Annotated in this window: 5 protein-coding genes and 3 pseudogenes; 3 read left to right on the top strand and 5 right to left on the bottom strand. The window is 50.6% G+C overall.

Annotation, left to right across the window (positions count from 1 at the left end):
- Together K0778_RS27935 and K0778_RS28695 are read left to right on the top strand one after the other, a co-directional pair.
- Positions 1–71 (top strand): hypothetical protein (locus K0778_RS27935; protein WP_002906209.1); only part of this gene is annotated, 71 nt, incomplete at its 5' end.
- A pseudogene (locus K0778_RS28695) lies at positions 53–223 on the top strand (EAL domain-containing protein); the annotation flags it as partial. The gene K0778_RS27935 and the pseudogene K0778_RS28695, both read left to right, overlap by 19 nt.
- Before the next feature lie 1,066 nt (positions 224–1,289).
- Here the strand turns inward: K0778_RS28695 and K0778_RS24220 are convergent.
- Positions 1,290–2,261 (bottom strand): ParB/RepB/Spo0J family plasmid partition protein, encoded by a 972-nt coding sequence (locus K0778_RS24220; protein ID WP_000817039.1) that lies wholly within the window; start codon positions 2,259–2,261, stop codon positions 1,290–1,292.
- Complete coding sequence (gene sopA, locus K0778_RS24215; RefSeq protein WP_000523813.1) at positions 2,261–3,427, bottom strand: plasmid-partitioning protein SopA; 1,167 nt, start codon at positions 3,425–3,427, stop codon at positions 2,261–2,263. The genes K0778_RS24220 and sopA overlap by 1 nt, the downstream gene beginning before the upstream one ends.
- A gap of 751 nt (positions 3,428–4,178) precedes the next feature.
- Between sopA and K0778_RS24210 the strand changes: the two genes are divergently transcribed.
- Entirely contained in the window at positions 4,179–5,189 is a 1,011-nt protein-coding gene (locus K0778_RS24210; protein WP_053263823.1) for a RepB family plasmid replication initiator protein, read from the top strand.
- A gap of 716 nt (positions 5,190–5,905) precedes the next feature.
- Here the strand turns inward: K0778_RS24210 and K0778_RS24205 are convergent.
- From K0778_RS24205 to K0778_RS24195, 3 genes and pseudogenes are all read right to left on the bottom strand, one after another.
- Positions 5,906–6,646, bottom strand: coding sequence for a tyrosine-type recombinase/integrase (locus K0778_RS24205; RefSeq protein WP_001515717.1), 741 nt, complete (start codon positions 6,644–6,646; stop codon positions 5,906–5,908).
- Positions 6,647–7,048: 402 nt separating this feature from the next.
- Positions 7,049–7,738 (bottom strand): annotated as a pseudogene (locus K0778_RS24200) (IS3 family transposase); the annotation flags it as partial.
- Positions 7,739–7,772: 34 nt separating this feature from the next.
- A pseudogene (locus K0778_RS24195) lies at positions 7,773–7,970 on the bottom strand (IS66 family transposase); the annotation flags it as partial.
- Between the last annotated feature and the right edge of the window lie 118 nt (positions 7,971–8,088).

Genomic DNA, 8,088 nt, shown 5'->3' with positions numbered 1-8,088 from the left:
CGATGTTATTCACCCTGGCCAACCTGTTTCGGGTGGACCAAATGATACGTCAGTGGGAGAGATCTCAGTAAAAACCGGAAATAACGCCAGAAATGGTGGAAAAAATAGCCTAAATAGGCTGATTCGATGTGTTTGCGGGAAAAAAATCGGCCCAGATCCGCGAAATTTTAATCAGCGAGTCAGCTTGGGAAGAAATGACCTGCTTATTCGCACCTTCCCAAGGTATGTGGTGATAACAGGGGCCTCCTTGCCGTCACCCAAAAACAAAACGGTATGTTTATGCGCTGTGATGATTCCCCCGGATTCTTTTCATGGTCCAGTGGTGTATACAAAGTCAATTAATATGATAACGTGTTGGACTTTCAATATGTTACCCACACGGTTATCCCCCGTTACTGTGGATAATCAATATATTGTGTCTCTGGCAGCTGTTTTTCCTACCATATGTAGTCCTTCCCCGTTCTTTTTTGTGATCGGACAGTGTGAAAAATGACATCACAGTAGAGACGCTGCTGACGGGATAATGTTCATCAATGGTCGTAAGATTGGCCGGGACTGGTTACCCGTCGGACTAAGGGCCGGCCAACGCGCAGCGACGGCCGCTGGCTTTAAAAATGCCGGCGGAAATTTAAAGATTAAGCCGCATACTCTACTAAATTTTGCAAATTTCACTCAACATGCTTCGTTCAGATCCCAACAGAGCTTTCACCATCGCCTGTAATAGCCGTCCTGCTGCGTGATTACTCCGCTCAACGGGTTGATAGCGACAAGCCAATACCTGTTCGTGACAGGCATTGATTGAACCGTTGTCCCAAACTAATAATGAGCCGACGATGCAGGTGGGGCCGTGGTCCCAGACAGATAACCTGACAGATGACGCAGGTGGGACCGTGGTCCCAGACAGATAACCTGACCGACGACGCAGGTGGGACCGTGGTCCCAGACAGATAACCTGACCGACGACGCAGGTGGGACCGTGGTCCCAGGCAGATTACCTGACCGACGATGCAGGTGGGACCGTGGTCCCAGACAGATAACCTGACAGATGACGCAGGTGGGACCGTGGTCCCAGGCAGATTACCTGACCGACGATGCAGGTGGGACCGTGGTCCCAGGCAGATTACCTGACCGACGATGCAGGTGGGACCGTGGTCCCAGACAGATAACCTGACCGACGATGCAGGTGGGACCGTGGTCCCAGAGAGAATATTCAGGCCAGTTATGTTTTCTGGCCTGTGAGAAAGGAAATGAAGTAAAGGGAGATAACCGTAGACTAAAGCGTGTCCGCATCAGACTCCTGGTTTCTCAAGCTCCTTAAGAATGGCTTCTATTTTCTCTATACACTCCGCAGGAATGCGGGACCTATCCAGGTTAAGCACTATTTTATCGCCCTTATACAATGCTGTTGCCCCTGGAGCAAACTGATGACGTGAGCTCAGATTAACTCTTGATGCGCGAGATTGTTTCAGTACGGATGTTAAAAGACTAATGACCTCTTCAGCTTCAAAGATTAGTCCCGCTTTCTTCTGATCGTGGAGAGTCTCAGCCTGCTGCTTCAGTAATTCTTCTTTATCTGCAAAAGCCTTCTGAAGGGCTTCACCTGACCGGGCAGACAGTTCTCCAGGATGTGCAAACAGGGCAACAACTGATTTAGGCAGTTTGGCCGTATTGATACAGCGGGTAATGATCTTACGAGAGATGTTTTCCGCATCGGCAAGCGCAGAAATATTTCCGGCAAACTCATTCTGCAGCCGGCTTGTATAACGCAGGCCACGTTCATAAGCACTCGTCGGCCGATAATCGTTACCCAGCCGGGACAATGCAGCCATCTGCTCGTCGTCCAGTTCACCAACCAGAATGCGATAATCACTTTCCGTCAGGATTGCGGCTTTACGGCGACGGCTGCCGTCTGCAATTTCTATGACATCAGAAACCCGGCGGCCGAAAGCTGGAGTCTGCTGACCGGTCAGTAAAAATGAAGGTATGAGATCATCCAGAGCATCTTCGGTAAGTAGTTCCTGATCACGCTCATTTCCTGACCATACGCGTGAGGCGCTCTCAACAGACTCTCCCCGGAGCACCTCAAGGGTAAATTTTACTTCCCGTCCACATACCGGAAGAGAGATAGCATTACCGCGGGCCATAGCACCCACGCGCGCAATTAATGAATCCACCATCGGCGCGGCCGGCGCCGGTGATGAAGTATCTTCAGTCGATTGAGTATGTGTGGTATGCCTTGGAATGACAGGGGCACGCTTCATTATCTAATCTCCCAGCGTGGTTTAATCAGACGATCAAAAATCTCATTACAAACAGGTTCCCAGATTGAAAGTGCGTTTCGCCATGCGCCGGTCGAAGAACGTTGATCAATCGCCTGTTCGAAAACGGTTCTCATGCGGATCTGGCCTTTACCAACTTCATCGGTTTCACGTACCACATTTTTAAGAACCATGCTTCCCCAGGCATCGCGAATTTGTTCTTCCATCCACGGTGACTGCGAACCATTGTTATTACTGTATTTGGTAAGCAGAATACGGACATCCGGCTCAAAGCCTTTAAGATCCACATTCCTGAGCAGATCACGAAGCATATCGAAAAACTGCAGTGCAGAAGTGTAATCGAACAGCTCTGCCGGGGTGGGAACAATCAGCACATCAGCAGCGCATACGACATTGATCGTGCCAATACCGAGGTTCGGTGCGCTGTCGATAACAATCACATCATAGTCATGAGCGACCGTTTCAATAGCAAGGCGGAGCATCAGATGCGGGTCGGTGGGCAGTTTTCCTTCATCAAATTTGCCCATCAGTTCAGTTTCAATGCGATGCAGTGCCAGGCAGGACGGAATGATATCAAGGCCAGGCCAGCAGGTTGGTTTTATCGCATAACTGGCATCATCCTTTTCACCAAGATAAAAGGGCAGGAGAGTATCTTCCGCGTGTATATGAAGATCGGGCACCCATCCGTGATACATCGAGGCTGTGCCCTGAGGATCATTACCCTCGACAAGCAGAACGCGTAATCCTTTCAGGGCCAGGTCCTGAGCCAGGTGAACAGAAACGGAGGTTTTGTAAACACCACCTTTGTGAGCAGCAACACCAATCACCGGCGGAAACGCATCTTCAGCACGGCGCAGTCGTGTACCAAATACATCCCGCATGTGATTGATTTGCTCGATGGTATAACCAACGCGTTGCTCAACTCTTCCACGGGTTTCCATATCAGGGTGAGGCAGCCGGCCAGCTTTCTCGGCATCCCTGATAGCCTGAGATGACACGCCAACTAAATCAGCTGCTTCACCAATCCTCCAGCGCCGGGTTATTTTCCGGGCTTCCGGACTGTCATCATTAAACTGCGCAATGGCGATTGCTTTCGTCATTTCATGACCAGCACTTATGCACTGGTTGAGTGTATCCATGAGTCCCATACTGAACATCCTTTAATCATCACTTTGCATTATTTTATTAAATCTTGGAATTTATTGCAAAGCAACAATAAAAACGCAAAGTGCACGAAAAAGTGCAAAGTGAACCGCATTGGGTGATGCAAAGACCGCAGGGGAGTACAAAAGAGTACATACCGCAGCCAATATTAATCACTGCCGCTCGCCGCAGTAAGCGATCTCACGGAGTGAGAAAGCGGCGAGGAAGCGGAAAATCACAGAATTCACAGATTGCACGTACGTCGGGTTGCTTAAGATGGCTCGGGATCAGCCAGTTATAATGAAATTGACTGCGATATGTAATATATTGACTGTGGCATGATACTTACTGTATCTGTGTCGAGAAAGAGGAAAGACGACTCAGCATACCGCAGTCAATGTTTCATTGTTGTACCTGTAGATCTCAATCTTCCAGAGCGTATTCAGGAAAATCAGGCCAGGGTTCTGGATACCTGGTGTGGCGCTTCCGGCCTTGTATCTGAGTTATTCAAGGTCTCGATCCAATAATTGATCCCAAGGAGATCATAGTGAGATCCAAAAGAGATCCCCGGATCGCTCCAGCATGCGCTGTAACTGGCTTTAACGTCTGTCTGGATCGACTGCGGAATGTAAAATGTTGACTGTTATATGCATAATCTAATACTGTGATATGCAACGGTATTTACTGAGGTATGTATATCCGTTGACTGCGATACGTATTACTACATCCTTTTGTGGATAACCGTTGAGGATCAAGATGACGAGCGAAAATAACAGCTTACTTCTGAACCTTCAGGAAATTGATAAGACAACCGGCGAAGTTGTTAAGCTGGATGTCAACAGCACCAGTACCGTGCAGCCAGTAGCGCTCATGAGACTCGGTCTCTTCGTCCCAACTCTGAAATCAACAGGGAAGAGCAAGGCGAACCGGAAAAACGTTACAGACGCGACTGAGGAGCTTGTACAGCTGTCTATTGCCAAAAGCGAAGGGTACACTGACGTTAAGATCACCGGTTCGCGTCTTGATATGGACACGGATTTTAAAGTCTGGCTGGGGATAATTCGTTCCATGTCGGAGTATGGGGTAAAAAGTGACACCCTGGAACTGTCGTTCGTCGAATTCGTTAAGATGTGCGGATTTAACTCCCGTCGTTCAAACAAAAAAATGCGCGATCGCATCAGTAATTCCCTGTTTAAACTTGCCTCGGTTACGCTGAAGTTCCAGAGCGAGACCAAAGGATGGACCACCCATCTGGTGCAGTCAGCCTATTATGACATCACCGAGGATATCGTTGAGATAAAGGCTGAACCTAAGCTGTTTGAGCTTTACCACATGGACAGAAGGGTACTGCTGCGGCTGAAAGCCATTGACGCCCTGCAGCGCAAGGAATCAGCCCAGGCGCTTTATACCTACATCGAAAGTCTTCCCCAGAATCCTGCACCTATTTCCATGAAACGGATGCGTGACCGGCTGAATCTCACCTCAAATGTCTATACGCAGAACCACACGGTGCGTAAGGCGATGGAGCAGCTGCGGGATATTGGTTATCTGGATTACACCGAGTTTAAACGTGGCCGAGCCACCTATTTCAGCGTGCATTATCGCAACCCCAAACTCATCAGTGGTCCTGTGAAGGTTCCGCGCAAAGAGGAAGAAGAGAAGGCGCCAGAGCAAAATTATGACGAAGTCATTAAGGCGCTGAAGGCTGCTGGCATCGATCCTCTTAAACTGGCTGAAGCCCTCTCAGCGATGAAGCCAGAAAATTGACTGCGATATGCATATCATGACTGCCGTATGCCGCTAAGGACATTCCATTGACTGTGATATGCATCACGCATACCGCAGTCAATGTTTATTCTCTATCATCTCTGCCCGGATCGAACAATATTGACTGTAATATGTGATTTGGGGTCGTGATACGCAGATATTGACTACGGCATGCGGGTTAAATGGGGGTAATCCCTGGTCTGTTAACCATTCCATGGGTGATAACATGCCACAGTCAATTTTTCAGTAAAGCTCTATACCCCTTATGAAAATCTCAATCGGGTGCTGAGACGGTCATGTTACCTGACGGTATCCGTTCCCCTGTGTACTGCAGGTTTAGCCCGGAAGGATGAGACTGCAGCTGTCTGTATAACCCGGCGCCAGCTTCACACTGCTAAATGCGATTAGGAAACGGGAGCCGGATGGCAGAAAGGTGTTGGCCACAGATGGTGAATGACTTTCGCGGTTAACGGGATGATTTGCTGAGCTTCCAGGAAAAACGCACAGTGGGATGCACGGCCAGTATGCCTGCATTGTGCCCTGTCTTGACTGCGGTATGTTGATGCCTGCAGGATTGCAGGTCACCGGGTAAGACCATGGCGGTTCAGTCATCAGCATGATGGCCTGGTGTGCTAGAGCAGGGAGGGGGCTGAATGCTCTCTGCTCCTGTATTCCGTATTAGCGGAATACAGGACGTCATGCCAGGGCCGTCAATCTCAGCCGGCCGGGGGCAGGGAGCGAAGGATCTCCGCGGCATCTCGCCCATCACCGGTAAAGGGAACGGCCAGGGTGGCAGCCATGTCCAGCGCAAATACCCGGGTATAGACTTCCATCGAGCGCGGATCCTTATGCCCGGCCAGTGCCTGGATGACCTTCCTGGGCTGCCGGTGATAAAGCATGTGCATGATATAGCTGTGCCGGAAAGTATGCGGCGTTACCGGAATCGAAAAATGCACGCCGTCAGCTTCAGCCCGCTTCACCGCCTGTTTCAGCCAGTTGCGCATTGTCTCATCCGTGACCGGCCATAACGGCTCACGCCGGCGGGGGCGGGTGGTGACCATCCAGCTTTCCATCTGACGCACAAAACTGGCATCCGTCAGCGGTACCAGACGCACTTCATCTTTTGGCGGCCGGCCACGACGTGCCCGCACTTTTTCCGACAGCACCCGAACAAAAGGGCGCAGACCATCCAGGTCGAACGATTCCGGGGTGAGCGTCCGGGCTTCACCGATACGGATCCCGGTATTCCACATGGTGGCGAACAACATGTGGTGACGCTGGTCAGGCATATACCAGAGGAGGGCGCTCACTTCCGGCGCCAGGAGGTAAGCCGGCGTGGCACCTGTTGAGGTGGCCATCCGCCGGAGTGCCACCGCGGTCGCAAAATCAACGCCCGGGGCGATCGGCAGCAGAGAGACGCGTTCTGGTGAATTCTGCAAGGGAATGATGCTGTTCATGAGTTATTTTTCACGTAGCGCACGCACTGTTTATGGATACAGGTATTTTGCACCTGACGGGCCGATCCTGCCATGACAATAAATCGCAGCGCGCGGATCCTTTTGTTGTCTTATCCCGCATTATTGCGGGTAAAACCAAATGCGTAAAGGATCGTTTTTCTGCTCAGATCCTCCATGAAGCCAGTAATGACGCGGGTTGATGGCTGTTTTACGGTTTTTGGGAGAATTGGGGTAATGCCAGGACAAACAGGATCGAACCAAAGGGGAGGGAACAGAGAAGGGGAGGATGCGCTACGTGAATTCTGACCTGGTACACCCCTGTAACCCTGTCAGTTTCACGTAGCACAATGTGGTTGCTGACTACTGCCAGTTGAGATGACGGCCTGAATCGCCACGGATAATTTAGACACTTCCGAGCCGTTGATAATACTGGTTTTCATATTCTGTCGGTGACATCTGATCGCTGGAACCATGCCGACGCTTACTGTTATAAAACATTTCGATGTAATCAAAAATATCGCTGCGGGCTTCTTCCCGCGTTCCGTAGATCTTTTTCTTTATCCGTTCGCGTTTCAACAACTGGAAAAAGCTTTCTGCAACCGCATTATCATGGCAGTTACCGCGACGGCTCATGCTGCCCTCCAGGCCGTGTGATTTCAGGAACGACTGCCATTCATGGCTTGTGTACTGACTGCCCTGATCCGAATGAACCAGCACCTGTTTTTGGGGATTACGCCGCCATACAGCCATCAGCTGTGCGTTCAGGACAATGTCTTTTGTCATCCGGGATTGCATGGACCAGCCGATAATTTTGCGTGAGAACAGATCAACAACCACGGCAAGATACAGCCAGCCTTCGTGGGTCCTTATGTAGGTTATGTCCGTTACCCAACGCTCATCCGGAGCATCCGGATTGAACTGTCGCTGAAGCCTGTTGGGCGACACGATACTGGCCTTGCCTTTACGAGCCCGCGGGCTCCGGTATCCGACCTGAGCCTTTATCCCGATACGTTTCATCAGTCGCCAGACTCTGTTCACTCCGCACTGTTGCCCGCTGTCCCGCAGATCTAAATGGATTTTGCGATAACCGTAAGCGTACAGCGAGGGCCGTATTGACGGGGATGTGTTATTCAGCTGGCAGTGCTATGCGCCACGGAAGCAGTTCGCTGACCCGGTTGACCGGCCAGTCTGCTATGACGCCAAGCACATGGCGAAGGTAGCTTTCTGGATCCACGTCATTCAGTTTGCACGTCCCGATCAGGCTGTACAGTAGCGCTCCCCGCTCACCACCATGGTCAGAGCCGAAGAACAGGAAGTTTTTACGGCACTGTTGCAAATAGTCGGTGGTGATAAACTTATCATCCCCTTTTGCTGATGGAGCTGCACATGAACCCATTCAAAGGCCGGCATTTTCAGCGTGACATCATTCTGTGGGCCGTACG

Source organism: Escherichia sp. XD33 (genome assembly GCF_019375075.1).
GTDB classification, from domain to species: Bacteria; Pseudomonadota; Gammaproteobacteria; order Enterobacterales; family Enterobacteriaceae; genus Enterobacter; species Enterobacter flexneri_A.
Note: the sequence above shows the minus strand (reverse complement) of the source record. Positions and strands in the feature narration are given on the sequence as shown.

Excerpts from the sequence above, each read along its gene's own strand:
- K0778_RS24210 (WP_053263823.1), top strand. The coding sequence starts at position 4,179 with ATGACGAGCGAAAATAACAGCTTACTTCTGAACCTTCAGGAAATTGAT.
- K0778_RS24205 (WP_001515717.1), bottom strand. The coding sequence starts at position 6,646 with ATGAACAGCATCATTCCCTTGCAGAATTCACCAGAACGCGTCTCTCTG.
- K0778_RS24220 (WP_000817039.1), bottom strand. The coding sequence starts at position 2,261 with ATGAAGCGTGCCCCTGTCATTCCAAGGCATACCACACATACTCAATCG.
- sopA (WP_000523813.1), bottom strand. The coding sequence starts at position 3,427 with ATGGGACTCATGGATACACTCAACCAGTGCATAAGTGCTGGTCATGAA.